The sequence below is a fragment of the Opitutia bacterium ISCC 52 genome (assembly GCA_014529675.2).
In the GTDB taxonomy this organism is placed as follows: Bacteria; Verrucomicrobiota; Verrucomicrobiia; order Opitutales; family UBA2995; genus UBA2995.
On record CP076040.1, the window covers coordinates 4,786,581 to 4,807,815 of the forward strand.

At 46.2% G+C, this 21,235-nt stretch carries 18 protein-coding genes; 5 read left to right on the forward strand and 13 right to left on the reverse strand.

Annotation, left to right across the window (positions count from 1 at the left end; all coding sequences use genetic code 11):
* Window positions 1-91 precede the first annotated feature (91 nt).
* Window positions 92-745 carry an endonuclease III gene (gene nth / locus GA003_20690; GenBank protein QXD28381.1) on the forward strand — a complete coding sequence of 218 codons (654 nt, stop codon included), beginning with the start codon at window positions 92-94 and terminating at the stop codon, window positions 743-745.
* A gap of 6 nt (window positions 746-751) precedes the next feature.
* On the opposite strand, the gene GA003_20695 is transcribed toward nth, so the two are convergent.
* On the reverse strand, window positions 752-1,300 hold the full coding sequence (locus tag GA003_20695; protein ID QXD28382.1) for a thermonuclease family protein: 549 nt from the start codon (window positions 1,298-1,300) through the stop codon (window positions 752-754).
* A 327-nt stretch (window positions 1,301-1,627) separates the two neighbouring features.
* Here GA003_20695 and GA003_20700 point away from each other — a divergent pair, with 327 nt between their 5' ends.
* Window positions 1,628-2,107: a hypothetical protein gene (locus GA003_20700; protein ID QXD28383.1), complete on the forward strand. Its 480-nt coding sequence runs from the start codon at window positions 1,628-1,630 to the stop codon at window positions 2,105-2,107.
* Between the two features lie 227 nt (window positions 2,108-2,334).
* The gene (clpB, locus tag GA003_20705) at window positions 2,335-4,938 is read left to right on the forward strand and encodes an ATP-dependent chaperone ClpB (protein ID QXD28384.1); all 2,604 of its coding nucleotides are present in this window, start codon (window positions 2,335-2,337) and stop codon (window positions 4,936-4,938) included.
* A gap of 2 nt (window positions 4,939-4,940) precedes the next feature.
* Here the strand turns inward: clpB and GA003_20710 are convergent, their stop codons facing one another.
* From GA003_20710 to htpG, 12 genes are all read right to left on the reverse strand, one after another.
* Window positions 4,941-6,635 (reverse strand): iron ABC transporter permease, encoded by a 1,695-nt coding sequence (locus GA003_20710; GenBank protein ID QXD28385.1) that lies wholly within the window; start codon window positions 6,633-6,635, stop codon window positions 4,941-4,943.
* Window positions 6,636-6,749: 114 nt separating this feature from the next.
* Window positions 6,750-7,112 carry a response regulator gene (locus tag GA003_20715; protein QXD28386.1) on the reverse strand — a complete coding sequence of 121 codons (363 nt, stop codon included), beginning with the start codon at window positions 7,110-7,112 and terminating at the stop codon, window positions 6,750-6,752.
* A 158-nt stretch (window positions 7,113-7,270) separates the two neighbouring features.
* A complete protein-coding gene (locus tag GA003_20720) occupies window positions 7,271-7,885 on the reverse strand; it encodes a response regulator transcription factor (protein QXD28387.1) in 615 nt (204 codons plus the stop codon).
* Window positions 7,886-8,223: 338 nt separating this feature from the next.
* The gene (locus GA003_20725) at window positions 8,224-8,880 is read right to left on the reverse strand and encodes a response regulator transcription factor (protein ID QXD28388.1); all 657 of its coding nucleotides are present in this window, start codon (window positions 8,878-8,880) and stop codon (window positions 8,224-8,226) included.
* 26 nt (window positions 8,881-8,906) lie between these two features.
* Window positions 8,907-9,920: a PAS domain-containing protein gene (locus GA003_20730; GenBank protein ID QXD28389.1), complete on the reverse strand. Its 1,014-nt coding sequence runs from the start codon at window positions 9,918-9,920 to the stop codon at window positions 8,907-8,909.
* Between the two features lie 106 nt (window positions 9,921-10,026).
* Window positions 10,027-10,953: a glycosyltransferase gene (locus GA003_20735; protein QXD28390.1), complete on the reverse strand. Its 927-nt coding sequence runs from the start codon at window positions 10,951-10,953 to the stop codon at window positions 10,027-10,029.
* A gap of 114 nt (window positions 10,954-11,067) precedes the next feature.
* Window positions 11,068-11,211 (reverse strand): glycosyltransferase, encoded by a 144-nt coding sequence (locus GA003_20740; GenBank protein ID QXD28391.1) that lies wholly within the window; start codon window positions 11,209-11,211, stop codon window positions 11,068-11,070.
* Window positions 11,212-11,250: 39 nt separating this feature from the next.
* A complete protein-coding gene (locus GA003_20745) occupies window positions 11,251-12,318 on the reverse strand; it encodes an NAD-dependent epimerase/dehydratase family protein (GenBank protein ID QXD28392.1) in 1,068 nt (355 codons plus the stop codon).
* The gene (locus GA003_20750; GenBank protein QXD28393.1) at window positions 12,315-13,370 is read right to left on the reverse strand and encodes an NAD-dependent epimerase/dehydratase family protein; all 1,056 of its coding nucleotides are present in this window, start codon (window positions 13,368-13,370) and stop codon (window positions 12,315-12,317) included. The genes GA003_20745 and GA003_20750 overlap by 4 nt, the downstream gene beginning before the upstream one ends.
* A gap of 24 nt (window positions 13,371-13,394) precedes the next feature.
* On the reverse strand, window positions 13,395-14,252 hold the full coding sequence (locus GA003_20755) for a glycosyltransferase family 2 protein (protein ID QXD30494.1): 858 nt from the start codon (window positions 14,250-14,252) through the stop codon (window positions 13,395-13,397).
* 228 nt (window positions 14,253-14,480) lie between these two features.
* Entirely contained in the window at window positions 14,481-16,571 is a 2,091-nt protein-coding gene (ppk1, locus tag GA003_20760; GenBank protein ID QXD28394.1) for a polyphosphate kinase 1, read from the reverse strand.
* A gap of 139 nt (window positions 16,572-16,710) precedes the next feature.
* On the reverse strand, window positions 16,711-18,579 hold the full coding sequence (gene htpG / locus GA003_20765; GenBank protein ID QXD28395.1) for a molecular chaperone HtpG: 1,869 nt from the start codon (window positions 18,577-18,579) through the stop codon (window positions 16,711-16,713).
* Window positions 18,580-18,768: 189 nt separating this feature from the next.
* Between htpG and deoC the strand changes: the two genes are divergently transcribed.
* Window positions 18,769-19,710: a deoxyribose-phosphate aldolase gene (gene deoC, locus GA003_20770; protein ID QXD28396.1), complete on the forward strand. Its 942-nt coding sequence runs from the start codon at window positions 18,769-18,771 to the stop codon at window positions 19,708-19,710.
* A 20-nt stretch (window positions 19,711-19,730) separates the two neighbouring features.
* Window positions 19,731-21,233, forward strand: coding sequence for an aldehyde dehydrogenase family protein (locus GA003_20775; GenBank protein ID QXD28397.1), 1,503 nt, complete (start codon window positions 19,731-19,733; stop codon window positions 21,231-21,233).
* Window positions 21,234-21,235 lie beyond the last annotated feature (2 nt).

Consider the following 21,235-nt stretch of genomic DNA (forward strand, 5'->3'; position numbering starts at 1 on the left):
TTGTGAAGGGAAAGAACCTTTGGTGAAAATGCAAAATAGAAATAACCTTGTTTAAGGTTAAGGTTGTGAATGATGTGGTTTTGTACCGCTTATGACTAAAAAAGAACGCTCAGAGTACGTAGTCCAATACCTCGAGAATCTTTATCCTGAGACCCCAGTGCCTTTGGATCACAAGGATGCTTACACGTTGCTGGTAGCCGTCTTGCTCTCGGCCCAATGCACGGACGTTCGCGTCAATCAAGTGACACCGGCCTTGTTCAAGTTGGCTGACAATCCCGTCGACATGGCGAAGAAGCGGGTGGAGACGATCAGGAATATCATCAAGCCCTGTGGCTTATCGCCTCGAAAGTCCGCCGCTATCTCCGAGTTGTCCAAGATTCTTAATCGAGAACATGGAAGTGAGGTGCCTGCAGATATGGAGGCTCTTGAAGCATTACCAGGAGTCGGTCACAAAACGGCTTCCGTGGTGATGTCGCAGGCCTTTGGTGTCGCGGCTTTTCCCGTCGACACACACATCCACCGGCTTGCCCAGAGGTGGAAACTTACTTCAGGCAAGAATGTGGTGCAGACAGAAAAGGATTTGAAGCGACTGTTTCCTAAGGAGCTTTGGAACAAGTTGCATCTACAAATTATTTTTTATGGTCGCGAGTATTGTTCCGCGCGTGGTTGTGATGGGAGAGATTGCCCTCTCTGCAAAGAGCTATTCCCAAATCGTAAGTCCGCAGTGGTTGCTCAGAAGGCCTGACAGTTGTTAGTTGGGTGCTGTGTTACGAGCTACTGTTTCCCAGGGTGGAGTCGGTGTTTCAAGTGACCATAGGCCGCGCTTTTCTTCGATCGCTGATTCGTTGAGTTCCCTGTAATAAGGATTGTGATTTGAATCAGGTTCGTAAAACCAAGCCCATCCAGCTTTCATCAACTGTTCATTCACGCTGAGGTTGTCTTTCGTATAAACCTCACCAATTACGAGGCCTGCGTCATTCCGTCGAAATTCTAGAAGGCGTACGGGCTGGTCCTTGATAAGTTCTTGGACATGAGCCAATGCCTCACGACCACCTGGGAGATTTTGGGAAGGCGAGTCGATCGCATTGAGCTGAACCGTTACGGTCTCTCCTGAAAGCTTAACGACAAACTGGTCGGCTTCGATCCATTCCTCAACGGTCCCAAGCTCACCCGCTGTGTTTATCAATCGCTTGATGATGCCCTCTCCTCCGGACTTTACACTTCGGAAATGAAGAAAGAACATGATGCCTAAGCAGCTGATAGCAAAACCGACGGCAAAAATGAGTACGCGTTCTTTCATATATTAATTTGGAATTCGAAGGGTGTGATTCATTTCAAGTGTTGTGTTTTCAGTAAAGGAACTTTTTTAATGAAAGAGATCTCCAACTAACTATGGGCACCCCATTTATTCCTTCGTTAAAACAAATTTCGGAAGCTTCAAGCAAGTTGCCAATTCCTGATTTATGGCCAGATGACAGCTATGTGATACCCATTGCAAATAGTCATGTGACGCAGGACTTGAAATTTAGCAAACAAGCGTTCAAAAATTCAGAAAGTGAACTTTGCTACCACTGGGTCTACGAAGGAAAAGTGACCGTCGAGACCCAGACCGCTTCTTAACAACTCCATGACTCCAACGAAATTCTATTGTCTGCTTTATACCTTCGTAGTTCTGCTCTATTCCGGTTGCTCTTCTACGAGTTCGCAGCAGGTAGCCAACGAGCCAGATCCAGCTCCTCTGATGGTTGCTGGTCCGGAATCTACACCAGAGGTAGTTCCTGAGCCGGAGCCAGAAGTTGAGGAAGTGGTTGCTCCCGAACCAGCGTCCCCCGTTGTGGAAACTCCCGTCATAGTGGCTCCGCCCGAGCCAGAGGTTTCCGAGCCAGACACGATTACGATTCTAGGCTTCATAAAATACGTGGAGCTTGAAGGCGGATTTTTTGGAATTATGACCGAAGATGGAACCAAGTACTTTCCCGAGTATTTGGAGCAGGGCTTCAAACAAGATGGTCTTGGCGTCCGAGTTCAGGCGAAGCCACAGGAGCAAATCCTCGGAATTCAAATGTGGGGAAATCCGATTGAGATCATCAAAATCGAGGCGAATTAATTAAAAAGGGACATAAAGGCCCTTGTTTGGCGAGGATAAATATCCTCCCAAAAGAAGGGTCATAGTGGCGCTATTGTGATGCCTATCCCGGATTCTGACTCAATGTTGGATCCACTCATCGTGGAATATTAATCTCGTAAGGCGTTGTGGAATAATGGCTAGGGGCCTAATGGAAAAGGAATAAGCTCTTCAGCCTATTCGGTATGATTCATGCAATTTGAGTAGTTATGAATACTCAAAAGTTTACCGAAATGTCCTTACGTGCCATTCAGGACGCTCAGCAATATGCCCTGCAAGCTGGGAATCCTGAAGTGGATGCGTATCATCTTTTAAAAGCCCTGGTCGAGCAGGAGCATGGAATTGTGCCTGAGCTGCTTAGCAAAATGAGTCTGTCTGCTTCGGCCCTTTCTTTGGCCCTGGATCGGGAGCTTGAGAAGCTTCCGAAAACATCTGGAAGTGTTGATACAAGTAAAGTTTATATGACCCAGGCCTTGAATCAGGTGTTTGCAGAAGCGGAAAAGGCGGCTGATCACTTAAAGGATGAGTTTGTCAGTGTAGAGCATTTGTTCCTTGGTTTGATTGAAGTGAATCAACCGGATGGCATGGCTTCTCTTTTCAGGAGCTTTGCGATTGAGAAAAAAGCCGTGCTCGAAGCATTGAGTGGAATTCGTGGAAGCCAGCGGGTAACGAATCCCAATCCTGAGAATACATACAATGTCTTAGAAAAGTATGGAGTGGATCTAGTTGAACTTGCTCGCTCAAACAAAATTGACCCGGTTATTGGCCGCGATGAAGAGATAAGGAGAGTCATCCACATTCTTTCAAGAAAGACCAAAAATAATCCAGTGCTCATTGGAGAACCCGGAGTAGGAAAGACTGCCATTGTGGAAGGCCTCGCTCAGCGGATCGTACGTGGTGATGTTCCAGAAGGTCTAAAGGATCGCACACTCTTTTCCTTGGATATGGGTGCTCTGATTGCTGGTGCCAAGTATCGTGGTGAATTCGAAGAACGCTTGAAGGCGGTACTAAAAGAAATCAAGGAAAGTGAAGGAAAGATCCTTCTATTCATTGATGAACTACACACGGTGGTTGGTGCGGGTAAAGTAGATGGTGCCATGGATGCAGGAAATTTGCTGAAGCCTATGCTCGCTCGCGGAGAGCTCCACTGTATTGGTGCGACGACCTTGGATGAGTACCGAAAGCACATCGAAAAGGATGCTGCATTGGAACGACGTTTTCAAACCGTTCAAGTGGATCAGCCGACTGTTGAAGAATCGATTTCGATTCTTCGTGGATTGAAAGAACGATTCGAGCTTCACCATGGTGTGAGGATTCAAGACAACGCTCTGGTCAATGCTGCAGTGTTGTCCCACCGGTATATTTCTGACCGATTTTTACCTGATAAAGCGATCGATTTGATGGATGAGGCGTGTGCCACCATTCGAACTGATATCGATAGTTTGCCAGCAGAGCTTGATACCTTGCAGCGGAAAGTCATGCAGCTTGAGATCGAAGATGCTGCTCTTCGTCAGGAGAAGGACGATGCGAGTAAACGTAGGCTTGACGAGCTCGGGAAGGAGCTTGTGGATCTAAAGGAGCAGACTGAAACGCTACGTCGGCAATGGGAGAAAGAAAAGGAAGAGCTGACTAAGGTCCAAAAGATCAGGGAAGAGCTTGAAGAAGCGAAGCAAGCAATGGAGCGTGCTGAGCGCTCCTACGAATTGAATGAAGTTGCGATCTTGAAACATGGAAAGATTCCTGAACTCGAGGAGGAGCTTGAGCGATTAGAGGCTGCCTCGGTTGATGAGGCCAAGTTGCTCAAGGAAGAAGTTTCCTCTGAGGAGATTGCGGACATAGTAGCCCGCTGGACGGGCATTCCGGTGACTCGGTTATTGGAAGGGGAGAAGGAAAAGCTCCTGCAATTGGATCGTGTATTGCATGAACGTGTGATTGGCCAAGATGAGGCTGTGACCGCAGTTGGTGAATCGATCTTGAGAGCTCGCTCAGGGATTAAAGATCCAAAACGTCCGATTGGCTCGTTCCTATTTCTAGGCCCCACAGGAGTTGGAAAGACGGAGCTCGCTAAAACACTCGCTGAATCTCTGTTTGACAGCGAAGACAACATCGTTCGCTTGGATATGTCCGAATACATGGTGAAGCACTCGGTCTCAAGAATGATTGGAGCACCTCCTGGTTATGTAGGCTTTGACGATGGCGGACAATTGACCGAAGCGGTAAGGCGTAAGCCTTATTCAGTGGTATTGTTTGATGAGATAGAGAAAGCCCATCCGGATGTATTCAATGTGTTGCTACAGATACTGGATGACGGAAGGATTACCGATTCGCATGGTCGAACCGTCGACTTTAAGAATACTATTATCATTATGACTTCAAATTTGGGGAGTCATCGATTGATGGATTCCATGGAAAGCGGTGAAATTTCTGAATCTGTTAGAGAATCCATTCTGGCCGATCTTCGAAAAGCATTTCGTCCCGAGTTTCTTAATCGGATCGATGACTCTCTTGTTTTCAAACCTTTGCAGCTTGAGGAAATTGAGAAGATTGTCGGATTGCTGCTGAAGGAGCTGATTGAGCGATTGAAAGCCCGTGAGATTGAGCTTATTGTGCCGGCTTCAGTGATTGAGTGGATTGCCGAAAAAGGATTCGATCCTGTTTATGGAGCTCGACCTTTGAAGCGGTTTATTCAGAAGCACCTTGAAACGGCAATTGCACGGCAGTTGATATCCGGAGAAATTTCTAAAGGCGTGGTGGTAGAAGTAGAATTGGCTGATGACGGATTGGCGGTGAGCACTCACAGCCAAGCTGCCTGAGGTCAGACTCTGAAAATGGTGCCCAGCTTCCTCCCTAGGATGAGGCTGGCACCCATTATGCAGACTGCCAGAAAGACCATAGCCCAAACTCCCAGAGCCGATGCTACAAAGCGACCATCCCCCAGGAGCTGGAAGAGTTCATAGATCGCTTTGGTAATGGGGTAAAAGGCCTGCTTTTGTGCGAGGATCAAGGAGTCGGAAACTTCGAGCATGGCGAACGAGAAACTCAAGAGCGCTCCAGCTAACAGGTTCGCCATAATCAGTGGTAGCGTGATCTTGATGATCGATTTCGCTGGATGGCATCCCAGGTTTTGGGCTGCTTCCTCGTAGGTTTCACTGGACTGTTCGAAGCCAGCGACCGCACTGCGCACAATGTAGGGCAGACGTCTGATGCCATAGGCTATGATGAGTAGCAGAGTCGGGTTCTCGATTGGATTGAGGAAGGCGAAGAGTTTACCATCCTGACTCATTGCAAGATAGCCAAATGCAAGTACAAGACCCGGAACAGCAAGGGGGAGCATGGCAAGCGCATCCAAGATTCCTCTTCCGGGAATTTTTGTGCGAACGAGAACATATGCGATGCAGATCCCAAGTATGATGTCCAGGACGGTAGCAACGGATGCGTACTTTAAGCTGTTGGCTATGGACGATACAGTGAGGTCATGACCGAGGGCCAATTGATAATTAGAAAGGGTCCATTCAGAGGGTAGGATGGTAGCATACCAATCAGGAGCGAAAGACAGAATAACAACTCCCAGGTGGGGTAATGTAGCCAGGCCGATCACCAGTAGAAATGCCAACCAACAAAGTATCGTTCCTTGGATACCTAGACTGCGAGTACTACTGGCGTGTGTCGCCTTCGCCATCATGGCGTAGCTACTTCTTCCGAAGATTCCTTTTCCTACGGCGTAAATCAGAACCGAGCCCAAGAGCATCGCTGCAACCAAGGCATAGGGAAATGGGCTACCACCAATATCTTTTATCCCATAATAAATCTGAACTGATGTGACGCGGGAGTAATCAAAGATGAGTGGGACCCCCAACTCAGTGAATGCCCAGATGAACACGATGGTTCCTCCAGCGAACAAACCTGGCCGAATGAGAGGTAATGTGATTTTCCTGAATTTTTCGAAACCAGTGCAGCCCAAATTTTCGGCCGCCTCTTCCATATTCGGGTCGATATTTGCGAGTGCGGCAACGGCGTTAAGATATATTATGGGGTAGAGGTGGAGGGTGTTCAGGATGACGACTCCCCAGAATGGATTCATCCCTATCCAGTCAATGGTATGGTTTTCTGAGAGGATTCCCAGTGATTGAAGGAATGAGTTGATGGCTCCGTATTGCCCAAAAATTTGTTTTACGCCAATTGCTCCTACAAAAGGGGGGAGAATGATCGGGATGAGCAAAAGGCTTTGAAGAATCCCTTTTCCCCGGAATTGATACCGGTCAGCGGCAAAGGCCAGGGGTACGGATATCAGAAAGGAAAATGAGGTTGTCAGAAATGCGATCAGGAATGCATTCCGAAAACCTTCCAGATAAATTGGATTAGCGAATACCTCAAAAAAGTATATCAGGGTGAAGCTGCCGTTTGCATTCCTGAATCCGCCTTTCAGGATTTGGAAGATCGGCCAGAGAAAAAAGGCGAGGAAGAAGGTAAGCGTAAGGCCAAAGATGAAGTAGGCAGTATTCCGAGACATCGGGCTCTTACCCTGACTATCGGGTGATTCAGGTCAAAATGGAAATGGGGAAATCACGGTTTTCACAGTATGACTGGAAAACCATAGCACATCTGCCCTGATGGCTGTTTGCTATTAAGCTAGAAGTTCCTGAATCTTTAGATTCAAAGATTCGACTTCAAATGGCTTTGCGAGGAAAACAGTATTCGTTTTGAGATGATCCTCTAGAATAACCATGTCTTCCGTGTAGCCTGAAATAATCAGAATCTTGATGTCCGGACAAAGATTGTAGACTTCGGATGCGAGTTCCAATCCTCCGATACCTGGTAGGACCAAGTCTGTAACTAAAACATTGAAAGAAGATCCCTCTTTTTTAGCGATTTCGAGCCCTTCCTCCCCGCTGGCAGCTTCAACAACTTCATAATTGAGGTTGCTTAACATGGTGGCGTATAGCTCCCGGCTTGCGGATAGGTCTTCGACTAAAAGTATCTTTGCCATTTGTAAATTAGACGAGTGCTAATAGTGACCGTGCATTGATTCAGGTGTAAATACCTAAATCGGCAATATTTACAGAAATATCAAGATATTCTTGAAGGAGGGCTAGGTGACCAAAATGACTTGATCGTTCGGGATTGTGCACCCGAGCAGTTTTTACCTTAAAGTATAGCCGCTTCTCCGCTTGTAGTCCGTATGGCAAATCGAATAAGCTCAATAGAGTTCTTCAAATTGAGTTTCTTCTTAATCCGGTAGCGGTGTGCTTCCACGGTTTTAATGCTCAGAGTCAGTTTTTTGGCGATCGCTCTATTATTGAGTCCTTGGCCGATGCACTTAAAGACGAGAATCTCCTTATTGCTGAGAATGCTTTCAGCTTCGTTCAGCCAGGGGGAAGGCCCGTGCCCAATTTGTTTCAACATTTGGCGGCGGATAGATTCACTTAAGTAAATCTTACCACTCAAAATTTTCTCAATTCCACTGATGATGACCTCGCAAGGCTCAGATTTAGTAATGAAGCCGTTGGCCCCTGCACGCAGGCATTGTTCTGCGTAGTAGAGCTCCTCGTGCATCGAAAGGCACAAGATGGGGACATTATATTCAGATTCTTTGACCTGTTTTATCAGGGTTAAGCCATCCTGATATTGAAGTGAGATATCAATGACAACAAGGTCTGGGCCCATCGTGCCAAGGAGGTCAAAAGCCTCATCTTTGGTGTTCACCACACCGGACACGTTGAAACCTTCTTCCTTTTCAATCATTAATTGAAGACCGTACACCAGTATCGGATGGTCTTCTACAATTAGTATTTTTTTTGGACCTTCGTTATTCACGTAACACACAAGCGGAGAACGGAGACCTTAAGTGGGCTCATGTTCAAAATGGATGGATTCGGAGTAAGTTGAGTGAGTAGGACTTCTCTCAACTTGCATCTACTGTATAATATTTCCTACCCACCTTACAATCAGGCTCATCCCCGTTCAGGTTTTGATGGAAAGTCCCCAAGCTCTCTAGGGGTAAACCCTGACACAGCGTGTGTGTATTGATTCGCTAAGAATATTTAAGGAAAACTGGAAGGATTTCTGTATCAAATAACTTGAGCCAATATCTACCCTCTTTAATGCATTTTGCTGTTTTCGTGCTCAACCCATTGAACGGAGAACTGCACTAACTCGGTAGCGTTTTTCAAGTGCAGCTTTTCCTTAATATGTGCGCGGTGAGATTCAATGGTTTTCACTGAGACGTTAAGCGAACTTGCAATTTCTCGAGTGGAAAGGCCATTTCCGATGGACTGAACGACTTCCAGTTCACGGTCACTCAATCTATCGACTGGAGATTGGCTGCTTGATGCTGTTCCGTTAACTATTTGGTGCAGCAGCTGGTCCGATACTTTCTGGCTTACGTAGATATCACCTTCCATGATTCTGCGAATTGCAGCTTTGATCTTATCAGCATCCTCTTGCTTCATCACATAAGCTCGAGCACCAGCACGAAGGGCACGTTGTGCGTAAACAACTTCATCGTGCATGGAGAAAACTAGCACCCTCAGGTGAGGATACAGTGCTTTGATATTCTTAATAAGCTCTAGTCCATTATTACCGCGTAGAGAAATATCAGCAATAACCAGGTCGGGGCCTGTTTGTGGTAAGCCTTTGAGGGCTGAAGGAACGTCTTCGGCCTCTCCGCAAATTTGCATATCATCCTCTTGCCCCAATATTTGGGACAACCCTTTGCGGATTAATGGGTGATCATCGACAAGAAAAATGTTAATCATACGACCTTTGGATTGTTTGGGCTCCGTTATGGTTGAGTAGGGCGGATTCTGAATTTACAGTGAACCGAGGCGCCTCCCTGTTTGTTGTTTCCGATGTCAATGACAGCATTGATCATTCGTGCTCTGCTTCTGAGATTATGTAAGCCCATGCCATCTGTACTAAGAGGGTCAGATTTAAAGCCCGCTCCATTGTCGAGGATTGTCAAAATACCAAAGTCGCCTTCCTTTTGTAAAGTAATACTTATGGTGTCTGCGTTTCCGTGACGGATGGAGTTGTTGATGGACTCCTGGGTTATCCTAAATAGGTGAGTGGCAATATCCTGATCCTCAATAGTGAGATCAGAGCTCATTTGAAACTGGCAATTGACTGAGTATAGGGTCTGGGATTGCTGGATGAGTTCTATGAGGCATTCCTGGAACGTTTTTCTTTCCAAACTTACAGGATTTAGGCCATGGGATAGGCACCGAGTTTTTTCAATACTGAGTTGGAGCTGCTTTTTGATCTCATTGGTAGCTTCCACAAGCACTTCAGTCTCTTTGCCCGTCTTAATCTGGTACACCAGATTGTTTGTGAAAAACAGCATTCCAGCCAATTGTTGGCAAAGATCATCGTGTAATTCGCGTCCTAGCTTCCGTTTCTCACGCTCTGAAATGTGGAGAGCTTTGTGCTCCAGCTCTTTCTGTTCCTTAATAGCAAAGATCAAACCTTCGTATTCTGGAGATTCTGGGGCTTTTCTATGCCCGATCTCCCTTAGCCAAATATAGGAGTCGTTTGAATCAGCCCAGCGGTAATCAACTTGATAGATATTCTTCCCCTGATTGGCGAGAATGGTCTCTTTAGTATCTTCAAGATCATTTGGGTGAATGGATTTAAACCAGTCATCCTGTTTGCTAATAGATCCAGTCTTTTTACCTAGTACTTCTGCGGCCCATGGGGATAGTGAAGTGATCGACTTACGATGGTTACTTGCCTGCCAATAAGCCATACCTCCCTTTTTAAGGAGGTGATCTAATTCCAAGGGAATTTCCTGGATGGGCATGGCTTAGTTCGTAAAATGACTTATGTGTAGGGTTTTTCCGTGAAGAAAGGGAAAGAATCCGAATATAAATTGCAGCAAAAATCCCGAATGTCCATATGGAAATTCCCTATAGAATTGGAGGGGAATCTCGCATTTTTAGTGCTGCCCCTCCCAATTTCAGAAAAGCATCCTTGGTGATCTGGGCATTTCTTTCCCAAGAGTTATCTTTTCGATAACCTTCCCAATCGGGCTGAAGTCTTTGCTTTTTAAATTCGCTCATACCCGCGACTAACGATTCTGCATCATCTGGGTTTACCCAGATTCCAAGGGAGTATTCTTTTACCAGGTCTTCCAAGGGACTAGGGCCTGAGCTTGCTATACATGGCTTGTCAAATGCAGCCGCCAGGTTGAGTACGCCACTCGCTGAGCGGAATCCCTTGCTGTAGGTAAGGAGAATTCCATCCGCGGCGCAGAAGTAGTCATTTACCTCTTCGTCAGGAATGTAATCTGTGTAAAAGCTTATCTGATCTTCAACATTATGTTCCTTGGCCAGGAGTTTGTAATCTTCTGGCTGTTTCTGAGTTTCATTCAGACTCTGACCGGCTACCACAAGATGAATCTCCGGGTGTACGGCTAAACTTTTAATTGCGAGATCGAGATTCTTGTTATCTCGGATATGCCCAAAAGAGAGAAGGAGCATGCGATCTTCAGGTAGCTTTAATTTTGCGCAGGCGTCTTCTCTACTTAGTGGTCGAGCATCCACTGGGTAGGGTCCATGGGGAACTACGTATTGGGGTAGGGCGGTCGGCACATTCGCCGAAGGATCTTTCAGGATTTGATGAATAAATATAAGGTCTACGAAGTCATAAGCTTTCTCGACCGAGTAATTGTGCCACCAAGATGGCCCCAGTGCAGTATCTCTGATGGGATCGTGTAGTACGGTGCCGAATACGATGCCGCTCTTTTTTACTCGTTTGAGTGAACCAATCCAGAAGGGTGAAAAATACTCGAGGTACGAACCGAAAAGGACGTGTTGACAGGAATTGTTTTCCAAGAAGTTAACGAGGCTTTTTATATCTGAGGTGATCTCTCTAAAGAACCCAAACAGTCGAGCCAATTTAGAAGCGCCCGTTCTTTTTGCTTTTGCGGAAAGAACCTTGATGGCGTTTTAACGCCGATCGTCGTAGTCGGGGAAATTAGGAGGGCACAAAAAATCTACTTCACAACCGGCATCGACCAAAGCATTGGCCTGAAAATGCGCGTATTGCGCAAGTCCACCAAATGCTGAGTTGTTGAAATAGAGAATTTTCATGCTAATGATTAAAGCCTTATAAGCCCTTCAATAGGTAGGTCAGGGTTTAGAGATTTCCAGCCAGTCAGGGTTCTCTCTGGCATGAGCCAAAATCTCTTCCAATATATCGTTGATTGGAGTGTTTGGTTGCCAATCCCAAGTTGAGCGCGCTTTCCGATTATCAAGGACCATCCATGGGATATCAAAGGGCCGCATGGCGGGCTCAGCTCCTACTTCGTGGTCGTCGCATTTTTCTGTACACCAATCCGACAATTGTGCCAGAGACATGCTGTTTTCAACGCCCCCACTAAAATTGCAGATTTGATCGCTTGTGCTAGCATCTGCTGAAAACTGCTTGAAGAGAAGAGGCACAAGATCTTTGGGATGGAGGCAATCCCGGACTTGGTCGCCTTTTCCTCCAAAGCCAATATACTTGATGGGTTGTTTTCTCAGGTAAGCGTTTATCCAGAACGAAAAGATCCCTTGGTCTGGGCGACCAAATTGTCCCTTGCCTGCAAGAACTCCGCAGCGGTTTACCCAGACTGGAAAATCGAAGGTACTGCCGTATTCTAGCGCCAAGACTTCGGAAGCAACCTTTGAAGCTCCATATAGAGAAACTGGAGCTAAAGTACTATATGTTTCTCCAACTCCATAAGTGGAAATTCCTTCTGGAAACTTTTGGTCATCAATGGGCCGGAATGCGTTGTCCACAGACTCAACTTCAATGGAGCTGATTCCTGGAATAGAGTAAACTCGACTGGTACTAAGTAGGACGAATCCTGCTTTGCAGCTCTTGCAATACTCCAGTAGCTGGACCGTTCCACCCAGGTTATGCTCAATCAGTTGAAGGCTGCTGGTTTTACCATCTACTCCAGCCAGAACACTGGGGTTAGCCGCAGCATCAATTACCCAATCCACTTTGGGGAGTGTTTCAAGATCGCTTCGGTTGCGTATGTCTCCATGAAATACCGTAACGCCCATAGCTTTTAGCTCTAGGCGATTATTTTCGCTGCCCGGTCGTATGAAATTGTCGAGACCGTAAATCGAAATGTCCGGCTTATGAGCCAGCAACTCTTTCGCAATAGTGCTTCCGACAAATCCGGCAATACCTGTGATCAGGATTTTCATTGAGCTTCACGAGCCTTCCAGGCATCTACAATTTGTCCGATAGTTTCTTCGAGGGAGATGGTAATATCCCAATTTGGATAGTGCTCCCTCATCTTACTTAAATCGCTGTAGTAACAAATATGGTCACCAATCCGATTGTCATCCAAATAGGTGTACTCCTGCTTTTTCCCGGAGAAGGTGGCAGCAATATCGAAGGCCTCGAGGATGGAACATGAGTTGTTCTTTCCACCTCCAATGTTGTAGACTTCTCCGCAGCGAGGATCTTTGAAAAATTCATACATGAATCGAACGACATCCTCCGAATGGATATTGTCTCGCACTTGCTTTCCTTTGTACCCGAAAATCTTATACTCTCTGCCTTCGAGATTGCATTTAACGAGGTACGATAAAAATCCATGCAATTCTACGCCTGTATGATTGGGGCCGGTAAGACATCCACCTCTTAGGCAGCAAGAGGGCATATCGAAATATCGACCGTACTCTTGGACCATAATGTCAGCCGCTACTTTTGATGCGCCAAACAAAGAATGTTTACATTGATCAATGGAAAAGGTTTCAGGAATTCCTTCAGCATAGCTTTCGTCATCATAATCCCACCGTGTGTCGAGCTCCTTGAGTTTGATGTTATTGGGAGCATCTCCATAGACTTTATTGGTAGACATATGGATAAATGGAACGTCTGTATTTACTCTTCGATTTGCCTCCAGCAAATTGAGAGTTCCCACTGCGTTCGTATCAAAGTCATCAAAGGGAATAGCTGCTGCTCTATCGTGACTCGGTTGTGCGGCAGTATGGATAACAACGTCCGGACGGACATCATCGACCAATTTAAGTATTCCATCTCTGTCACGAATATCGACCTCGTGGTGTTTGAAATTCGTCAGATCAGTAGTCAGTCGTTCTTGATTCCAACGAGTGTCGCCCTGAGGTCCAAAAAAGACTGCACGTTGGTTGTTGTCCACGCCATGAACTTCAAATCCTTGTCTATGGAAGAATGTACATACTTCTGAGCCAATAAGGCCCGAAGAACCAGTTACTAGTAGCTTTTGCATATGGTCGCTAATTGATAGGATGAATTAGATCTCGTTTGAGATGATATCTGTAAAGCCGAGTTCTAAGATGAGTTGCCGGTAGTATTCGCTAAGTTGTCGAGGGTAAAATAGTCTATTATATCTAGAGCCGTAGATGCGGTGTTTTAACCCATTTTTGTATTGGTGCACTTTCTTTATAGCTCTGACTCTCCAAGGCTTAGGAAAGCTTTGTTTGAGAGACATCATATGGTCTAGAGAATCCAATAGATCGGGATGCTCCTTTATGGTGTAAAAAGTATCAGCCGTTTTAAAAACGAGACGGTTTCTTAGATGTTTGAACTTGGGTGGCACGTGGCGTTGTAGGTGAGCGATCAGGGAGTTAAAGAACTCGGCTTCCGCTTTGCTCTTTTTAATGGAATCTGCGCCCGTAGCCGAGAGTTTGTCCGTTGAGTTGTTACGGTAAATGACTATGGGTGCATCTTCAAAGGCCATTACCGCGTTATTTAAAACGATTCGCGCTAAATAGTCTATATCCTCCAAATAACTTACATCTGTTTTAAAAGGGCCTATTTTGTCCAAAAATTCACGTTTAAACAGATATGTTTGGAGTACTGTCGACCAGCCTTCCAACAATGCCGGGATCATAGCGGAGGAAGGGATCTCTTGAGATTGGAGAACCAGACCGTCCAATGTGATTGTGGATTCCTGGATTTGGAACTTTCCCCAAGGAGAGTAAACGGCGTCCGCTTTGTTGCGATGGAGGCATTCCATCTGGCTTGATATCTTGTTTTTGGACGCCAAATCGTCATTATCCATGAACTGAATGTACTTACCTTTTGCGAGCTTGAGTCCATTGTTTCTAGCCGCCCCAGGGCCTTGGTTTTTTTGGGAAACGACCTTAATCGCATCTCCAAATTTGTTTAGCCGAGTTGCCTGTTTTTAAGCATGAGATTAGATAGTTAAATTGACCAGCCCATTTAGAGCTGTTCCGGTCTTATGTTATAAAATTTAGCAGAATATGTATCCAAATACAATCGGGTCTGTCCGCAATTGTTCCCTGAAGGAATTCAGCAATTTTGCGTCAGGGGAACCACTATGCAAGGGTAATTGAAAATTGAATGAGAGGTATACCTACAGCAAACTCTTTCTGAGCTTTTCTGTCTGGTCTATGAAATACTCTTGAATCGAGAATTCGCTTTTTTCCGTAGTGGCTTCAATGGAGACATAATCGCCAGTTGATTCTAACTTTTTGGCGTACTTGGTGTCTTTTAAATAGAGATTCAATAACTCATCTATCAAACGGGCTTTCAGCGAAGGATTACTCACTGGAAATACGCATTCAATTCTACGAAAGAAATTGCGTGGCATCCAATCCGCGCTGCCAGTGAATACCAGAGGCGGCTTATCTCCGTTTTCAAAATAATATACCCGGCTATGTTCCAGGTATCTGCCCAGTATGCTGATCACGCGGATATTTTCGCTTAATTCCTCTACGCCTGGAACGAGTCCACAAATCCCGCGAATAATTAGAATGATTTCAACGCCAGCGATGGATGCGGTGTACAAATTGTCGATGGTTTCCTGATCAATCAAACTGTTCACTTTTGCTATGATTTTAGCCGGCTTTCCATCGCGTGCATTTTGCGCTTCTCGGCTTATCAGTTTATTCATCTCTTTGTGGAGATTGAATGGGGCGACCTTTAGAATTTGGAAATTGGGGGATCGTGCAAAGCCTGTCAGAGTGTTGAACAGATCTGCGACCTCCTTGGTCATTTCTTCATGGGAGGTCATTAAGCTAAGATCTGTATAGAGCTTCGCAGTTTTAGGATTATAGTTTCCTGTCCCGAGGTGGCAGTAGCGTTTTAATCCATCCGGCTCACGCCTAACTACCAGGCAACATTTGCAATGTGTTTTTAAATGCGTAAGGCCATAAACTACATGGACATCTGCCTCCTCCAGCTCTCTTGCCCATTGAATATTGTTTGCTTCGTCAAATCGTGCCTTTAGCTCGACGAGGGCCGTAACTTGTTTTCCATTCAGTGAAGCTTCCTTCAGCGCTTTGATGATCGGACTATCTCCGCTTGTCCGATACAAGGTTTGCTTGATTGCAAATACTTGAGGGTCGCGAGCCGCTTGTTCGATAAATTCCACCACTGGTGTAAATGAATCATATGGGTGGTGCAAGAGGACGTCCTCCTTGGAGAGGATTTTGAAGATCGAGTCCGGTTTGTTCAGCGGCGGTCGCACATAGGGGATGAAATTCTTAAATTTCAAGTCAGGTCGCGGGACCATATCCTCAAAGTCGCGGAGACGCATCATGTTGAGTGGTCCGTTGATCCTATAGACGTGCTCTTCTTTGAGGTTAATTTGTTTGAGTAACTCTTCGAGAAGCTCGTCTTCAATTCGATGCTCAACTTCCAATCGGACTGCCGCGTTCTTTCTTAGATTCCAAAGCTCTTCTTCAATTTTTGTTACCAGGTTCTCTACTTCTTCTTCGTCGAAATACAGATCGCTGTTGCGAGAAATCCGGAAGGCGTAAACCGCACGTACTTTGTATCCTGGAAAGAGTGTGTGGGCGAAAATCTTAAGGATGTCGCTCAGGAATATGTATTTTAGGTTGTTACCCGACTCAATCTGAACGACGCGGCTTAAAATACGCGGCACCGGGATAATCGCCATGTGGATTGAATCCGGATTACTGCCTTTGCCATGAACCCAGACAATGAGATTGAGAGTTTTATTTCCGATTTGGGGAAAGGGATGAGTAGGATCAATCGCCAGCGGAGTGAGGACTGGATACACTTCGCTGTCAAAATACTGCCTGACCCACTCCATATCCTTTTTCGACAAGGTATCTGGAGTGCGAAATAAGATCCCTTCCTCTTTCATTGCAGAGATTAGATGCTTATGCCAGCAACGGTATTGATCATCGACCAGCTTGCGGACAAGTTCTTGGACTCTTGTCAGTTGTTGGCGTGGGCTGAGACCATCCGCACTCAGTTCGCTTACATGCGAATCGGCCTGCTGCATAAGGCCCGCAACCCGAATTTCAAAAAACTCATCTAGATTGCTACTGACGAATGAGAGAAACTTTACCCTCTCCAGGATAGGGTATTTTTCACTCATCGCCTGTTCTAAGACTCGGCGATTAAATGCCAGCCAGCTTATCTCGCGATTAAAGTAGGGGACCCGTTTTTTGACTGGCTTGGTTTCTTCACTCATGCAAACCCAATACTATGTGGTATTTTCTATGCAGAATAAAGCTCTATTGGAGTTGAATGTTCGTTGAAGGGTATAAAGCCGGAAATAGTGCTCTTTATTTCACCTCACATGAATTAGAATAAATCCCAGAAGGATGTGCTTAGTCTTCTTTGGATTTGCCGGCTAGCTTCTCCATCAACTCGTAAACTCGGCCCAACATCTTCTTCGGATCTTCCAGAATACCTGCTTCGACGAGGGTATTATCAAAGATTTGGTCAGCGATATTCTTGGCCAAGTCCGGATTGCTATGTCGTAAAGAAGCTAGGTTCTTAATCAACCCATGTCTTGGATTAATGTGTAGAACCACTTTGGCCTCTATTTCAGGTGCATCCGGATTCATCTGTTGCATCATTCGACGCATCGAGGCTGTCATGAACTTGTCGCTGTTTGATGACATGGCCGGGCTGTCTACCAGGCGGTCGCTGATTTTTACTTCCTCAACGCTCTCTCCGATGGTTTCTTTCAACCAAGTGCTTAGCTTTTCGGCTTCGTCTTTCATGAGTGGCTCGCCTGCATCTTCCGGAGTGATGTTTTCGAGTTCGATTTCGTCCTGATCTGCTGAGACGAGGTTCTTTTCTTCAAACTCGCGAACGTGATTCATCACAAATTCATCGATTGGCAGGAATAGGTACAGAACTTCTATATTTCTTGCCTTGAAAGCTTCGAGGTAAGGGCCGTTTTCGATCGATTCGCGTGACGAGCCTTGGAGGTAGTAAATCTCTTTCTGATCCTCCTTCATTCGGGAAACGTAATCAGAGAGGCTGGTGAGTTTCCCATTTTCGGTAAGCGATGATTCGAATCTTAGGAGCTTTGTCAGTGAGTCTTTGTGAGTGAAATCACTGGTCACCCCTTCCTTCAAATAGATGCCAAATGTTTGCCAGAACTTCTCATAGTTCTCCGGGCGCTTTTTGGCTTCCTCTTGAAGAAGCTTCAAGTATCGCTTCGTCAGAACTGAGTTTAGCTTTTGGACCAATGCGCTATCTTGCATCGTCTCTCTAGAAATATTCAGCGGCAAGTCGGCGCTATCCACCACTCCCTTTAGGAAGCGCAACCAATCCGGAAACAGTCCTTTGGGCTCTGCATCGATCAGTACTTTTCGGCAATATAGAGCCACTTCCGATTCGGATCTGGAGAAGCCCATGGCTTCAACATTGGTAGCCGGAGTAAACAGCAAGGCATTGATCGCCAGGGGAGCATCGGCGTTGAAATGCAAGCGCAGCATGGGCTCATCAAAGGCCTTGCACGCAAATTTGTAGAATTCGGTGTAATCTTCTTCTTTGATCTCCGACTTGTTCTTCAACCAGATGGCGTCCTGCGTGTTGATGCGTTCTCCATTTACATTAATGGGAAATTGGACGAAGGAGCTGTATTCCTTGATGATGCGCTTGATCTCGTCCTCACTACTGAAGCTCTTGTGGTCATCTTCCAGAGAAATGACGATTTTGGTCCCACGGTTTTGGTCTTTAACTTCCTCAACGGTATATGCACCTGAGCCATCGCTCGTCCACACATGACCTTCTTCAGATTCTTGCCAACTGTGCGAGTAGACCTTTACGTCCTTGGCCACCATGAATGCGCTGTAGAACCCAACGCCAAATTGCCCAATGAGATTTGAATTTTGGTCTCCGCCTTCCTTGAGTGCCTTCAGGAACTGTTTTGATCCTGAGTGGGCGATGGTTCCGAGGTTTTTAACCAGCTCATCATGGGCCATCCCGATGCCAAAGTCCTGGATGGTCAGGGTTTGTGCTTCCTCATCGGTTGTTATATTGATTTCGAGCTCTTGCTCGTCATCGAATATTTTGTCCTCGGTGATTTGTAGATGCCTGAGTTTTTCAAGGGCATCGGATGCATTGGAAACCAGTTCGCGAACAAAGATTTCCTTGTTTGTATAAAGGGAGTGAATGACGATATCCAGCAGCTGCTTAACTTCTGCTTGGAATTCATGTTTTTCGGGGGCGGATGCGCTCATATTTAAAAGTGAATATTAGTGTATATTTGTATCTTAGAAATTGAAATCGGAGGATTTATAGGGGTCTTTCTGTAAAAATCAAGAACTGTAGCAGGTCTATTCCTTTTCTGATCTTAAAGCGCAAATGCTAGTCCGGCCAAAGAGGAATAGAGTTGTTTTCGCTAGGGAGCTAAACCTAAATGAAACCTTATGCCATCCATTGTCGTGAACAAGTCTCCTTTAAAACGTCTTATCGACGAAGTAGGTCCCGTAGATCAAATCACCATTGAAGAGCGCGTTGCTAAGTTTACCGCCCGAAGCATTAAGAAAGGGAGTAAAATTCAGGGACTAAATTTGGGTGTTTCCATGGTCGATTTAACCACCCTCGAAGGAAAGGACTCCCCCGGAAAGGTTCAATCTCTCTGCCAAAAAGCTCAGGCTCCTGACCCGGAAATCGATACGCCTCAAGTTGCTGCAGTTTGTGTGTATCCTGCCATGGTGAAGCATGCGCGCAAATTTCTGGGTGAATCGCCTGTGAGGATTGCGTCTGTGGCAACTGGGTTTCCATCCGGTCAATATCCGTTGCGTACGCGATTACAGGAGGTCAAACAGGCAGTTCGGGACGGGAGCGATGAAATAGATATGGTTATCCACCGTGGTGCTTTTCTCTCGGGACAGGTTCAAACTGTTCAGGATGAAATTGCCGCAGTCGCGGAAGCCTGCGGAGAAGCCACGCTGAAGGTCATCCTCGAAGTCAGCGAATTGGAGACATACGATAACATTCGTGCCGCATCCTTCTTGGCTATGAATGTTTTACGTCCCAACGATTTTATCAAGACCAGTACGGGCAAGACATCAGGCAATGCCACATTGGCAAATAACCAAGTGATGCTCGAAGCTATCCGAGACTTCTATTTAGAGAGCGGAACTCCGATTGCCATGAAACCTGCCGGAGGAATTAAAACCGCCAAAAAAGCACTTCATTATTTGGTCGCGGTAAAAGAAACACTTGGAGATGAGTGGCTCAATAATCGACGCTACCGATTTGGCGCCAGCTCATTGCTGAACGATTTGTTGATGCAACTTCGCAAGCAGGATCAAGGAGTCTATCAAGCGCCTTGGAAATTCAGTGATGCCAGTTCCGGTTACTAATATCCCATTTTATAATACCTATGCCCACACAGCGCAAAAATTCTCGCAACACCCGACGACGTAAAACCCCTGAGCTTCTTTTTGGAGATTTATGGGAATTCGATCCCGCCCCTGAATCAGCCGACCCCAAGCTGAAAGAAAGTTACTCTCTATATATAGATGGGCAGCAATCGGCACCCAAGAGCCGTAAGTATTTTGAATCGATAAACCCGGGAACGGAAAAAGCGCTCGCAAGAATTCCTGCCGCCGGGAAAGCGGACGTCAATAATGCCTTCTCCGCCGCCACCAATGGATTAAACAAATACTGGTCCAAATTATCGGGCAAAGATCGGGGCAAATACCTTTATCGTATTGCGCGGCTGCTACAGGACCGGGCTCGAGAGTTTGCGGTTGCCGAATCTTTGGACGGTGGAAAACCGATAAAAGAATCGCGCGACTTCGATATCCCGATGGCTGCGGCACACTTCTTTTACTACGCCGGCTGGGCCGATAAATTGGAATATGCACTCCCTGGAGGCTCCTACCAGCCCTATGGAGTCGTAGGGCAAATCATTCCATGGAACTTCCCTTTGCTCATGCTGGCATGGAAGATAGCGCCGGCTTTAGCGACTGGCAATTGTGTAGTCATCAAGCCGGCCGAGACGACCTCCATTACCGCGCTGAAGTTTGCTGAGATTCTTCAGGAGGCGGAGCTACCACCTGGAGTGGTCAACATTGTTTCCGGTGCGGGAGCGACGGGCCAGCTTATCGTTAATCATCCCGCCGCTAAGAAAATTGCTTTCACAGGCTCGACGGATGTTGGAAAGGCCATCATGCGCGCCACAGCTGGAACTGGAAAAGGCCTAACCCTGGAGCTAGGTGGAAAGGCGGCCAACATCGTGTTCGAGGATGCTCCTATCGACCAGGCAGTTGAAGGAGTCATAAGCGGTATCTTTTTTAACCAGGGTCATGTTTGTTGTGCAGGCAGCCGCTTGCTGATCCAGGAATCGATCGCCAAGACCTTTGTGCAAAAACTCAAGACTCGCATCGCTTCTCTGCGAGTGGGCAATCCACTCGATAAGAATACTGATATCGGTGCCATCAATTCGAAGGAGCAGTTGGATAAAATCAGCGAGATGGTCAGCAGTGGAGTCAAAGAAGGAGCTGAACTGTTCCAAAGCAATTGCTCACTGCCAAGGCAAGGATGGTTCTTCCGGCCTTCGTTGTTTGAAGGGGTAACCCAAAGTCATCGAATTGCTCGTGAAGAAATTTTCGGCCCGGTGTTGAGTATTCTTACCTTCCGCACTGTGAGTGAGGCTATTGAAAAAGCGAACAACACCGCTTACGGCTTGTCGGCAGGAGTTTGGACAGACAAAGGATCCAAGATCCTCAAGATGAGCACAGCATTAAAGGCAGGTGTCGTCTGGGCCAACACTTATAATAAATTCGATCCTACGTCCCCATTTGGTGGATACAAGGAAAGTGGCTTTGGTCGCGAGGGCGGCAAACAAGGCATTTGTGATTACCTCAAAGTTGAATCCTAATT